Source organism: Synechococcus sp. B60.1 (assembly GCF_047462555.1).
In the GTDB taxonomy this organism is placed as follows: domain Bacteria; phylum Cyanobacteriota; class Cyanobacteriia; order Thermostichales; family Thermostichaceae; genus Thermostichus.
Window position 1 is genome coordinate 1 of sequence record NZ_JANSJN010000161.1, and the last position, 2,957, is coordinate 2,957.

The 2,957-nt window shown below is 53.6% G+C and carries 2 protein-coding genes; both read left to right on the forward strand.

Going from position 1 to position 2,957, the window contains the following annotated elements; translation table 11 throughout:
• A partial coding sequence (locus NW863_RS12625) for a hypothetical protein (RefSeq protein ID WP_414366782.1) occupies positions 1-1,131 on the forward strand: 1,131 nt, incomplete at its 5' end.
• A 555-nt stretch (positions 1,132-1,686) separates the two neighbouring features.
• Entirely contained in the window at positions 1,687-2,586 is a 900-nt protein-coding gene (locus NW863_RS12630; protein ID WP_414366783.1) for a hypothetical protein, read from the forward strand.
• The last annotated feature ends 371 nt before the right edge of the window (positions 2,587-2,957 follow it).

Sequence of the window (2,957 nt, forward strand, 5' to 3'; positions counted from 1 at the left end):
AGCGAGACCACGGGCGGCTTGCCACCCCTCTTGACCGCCAATGGATCCACGCCTCCTCCCGTGGCCGTGGCCCCCACGATCTCGCCCAACCTCACACCCATCACCTTCCGCCCTGGGCCAGACTTTGCCCCCATCACGCCGCCGCCCATTCAGCCCGACCTGCCGGATCCGCCGCAATTTGGGACAGGGGGCGGCTTCGATGTCGACCAGCCCTTTGCCTCGCTCTCTTACAGGGTGGAATTGACCAACCTGATTGTCCGAGGGGTGATTGCGAGTGTAGACATTCAGGTCTTGAATATCACTTGCGGAACGGATGTTACTGGCGTAATCCGGCCCGAGGCCCTGAGTCAGTTTAGGAACCTGCTGATTGGGAGAGGCAACACGTTCACCGATGCTAACGGATTCAACTTTAGCTATACATTTCCAACAGACCCTAGGTTTTTCGAGGACTTGAGGATTTTTTCAAAGGGGATTAGAAGGATCGAAGGCGAAGACAGACTGACAGGGGACGACATTGTTTTTGTTCTAACTATCCGAGATAGCTTTGGTCAAGTTTTACGGGTTGACGACTCGATTTTCAATCCAGAGGAAACTCGAAACGAAGTTCGTGGCTCTGCAATTCCAGCCTGTAGTAATCTCCCTCAGCCAACGCCTACCCCGACGCCGACACCCCTGCCGCCCGTACCTACGCCGACTTCAGGCCCTACCCCTGTTCCGACGCCGGTTCCTGTAGGGCCGTCGCCTTTGTTTACCCGCTTCTTACTGCCCAATCCAGCGCCGGTCAACACGCCTGTTACTCTCACTTTTGTGGTCGATAACCGAGTGGCTGGGGCCATTCCCTTGAGTGGTCTGAACTTCCAGGCGATCTTGCCTGAGGGAGTGGCTGTTGCCAATCCTTCCACACCTGCCGGCATTGCTAATCCAAATACCTGCGGAGGAGTTCTTGGTGCCATACCTGGGACGAGGATCATCAGTCTTTCGGGCGGAGTCTTAGCCGCAGGTGCCACTTGCGCGGTCAATGTTTCTATTCAGGCAACAGCTCCCGGGATCTACACCTTGCCGCTGCTATTTGTGTCGAACAATCAGACTCTACCCAGTGCAGCTCCTCCCATCAATCTGGTGGTTAACTAGTGGCTAACCTGTGATGACGACTTTAGCCAGATTTGTGATGCCTATTTTGTTAAGTGAGGGTGGCAGGAAATGAACGTGAAGAGGATCAGGATTAGAAAGAATTGGTCGCGGGCTTTGGGCAGTGTAGGCGCTGTTTTCTTCACCACAGCCAGCTTGGTTAGCTGCCAGCAAACCAAGGACAAGAACGCCACCAGCTTTGTCCCTGGACCGATCATTCCGCCTCAGACTCCTAGCGTGCCCACTGGTGGTACCGAGGTGGGCCTACCTCCCATAGCGCCACCAGGGATCCCTTTGCCGGCTCCTACGATTGTCATCCAAACTCCCGTTGCAGCCCCAACCATTCCTCCAATCCCCTCTCCTGCTCCTCTCCCGACCATCAAAGCAGAAACTCCTGCTCCTTTTACCCCTTTCCCTCCTCCTCCCCCTACTCCCTTTCCTGTTGAAAAAGTTAGCGTTACGCCAGCAGAAGTTACGTTTGACTCAAAGACGACTGTTGGCTCTATAGAAACTCTCACGCTTAAGCCGTCTGCTCCTCCGGCCAACGGCAGCTTGGTGTTGAAGGTAGAAAGCAGCAACCCGCAGGTGGTGGGCGTTTCCACAACAGCCGCCTCGTTCGTAACAGTTGTCGTTCCACCAGGATCCACAGATACACCCAAGGTTGTGCTGACGCGTTTGATCCCGGCTACACAGGAGGGCAATGCCACCATCACAGTTACCCGCGACCCGGCCACAACCGCTGCCAATTATCCGGTGGGCAGCGTGAATGTTGCCGTGCCGGTGACCTTAAAGCAGCAAGAGCCGCCGCCTAGTATTACAGTTACTCCTTCTTCGATAGAGTTCCTCGATAATGACCTAATTGGAGCTACTAAAGCTGTAAAAGTTGAGCTCAAAATAACTCCAGTTGGAGGTCAGGTTGTACTGGACATAGGTGGAACCCCTAATCCTTTTGCGCCAGGTGCTCCGTTCACTGTTTCACCTTCAACTCTTATCTTTAAGGAAGGCAATAAGGGACCTCAGCAGTTCGGGGTTATTCGATTAACCGATGGTGTGTTTGCTGGCTCCATAACTGTTAAACTAAACACAGCCCTGACTACTGCTAGTAACTTCTTAACAGGAGATATTAACATTGTGATCCCTGTCAAGTCAGCCGTTGGCTCTATTCAGGTTGAGTATGCTCAATCGGTAGACTGTACAAATAACTTAGGGAAAATAGTTACCGTAGTTCCCCAAGTTACCACTAGAGGGAAGGTTCTTCCTCCTTTTACCTACACAGCAGATCCTCCTCTGCCTTCTGGAGTCACGCTCAACACGACAAATGGTATCATTTCTATCCAATGCCCAGCACAGGCAGGTGCACCTCCCATTGGTTCCACTCTCTCGACGCTGGTAACCGTTACAGACTCCTCGAGTCCTCCAATTTCTGGTCAAGCTCCTGTGATCATTAAAATTAATTAAATAGTCAAACCAGCCAGTAGCTCTCTACCTCTGGGTGAATGTTGCTGTGGCGGTGACCTCAAAGCAGCAATAGACGATTCACCGCTTCTAGTTCTAGAGTTTTGACTTCAGAGTACAGCCGTAGCAGAGGCTTGGTTTTGATTCCCCAGGGGCAGGCTAAGGGCGCTCAGATCTTGCCCGCCTTCGGTAACAGCTTCGACAAGTACAAAGCAGGGTATCCCGCTCGGGGGTGGGGCCCAGGTAGCATTCTTCTCCCCCCAGCCGCACCTGGGTGCTCAGGCGGGATCTCTTCAAGAGGTGGCTGCAGCCTGCCGCGCCAAGACCCACTCCACCAGGGTGCGCACGCCGTAGCCGGTGGCGCCTTTGTTGTT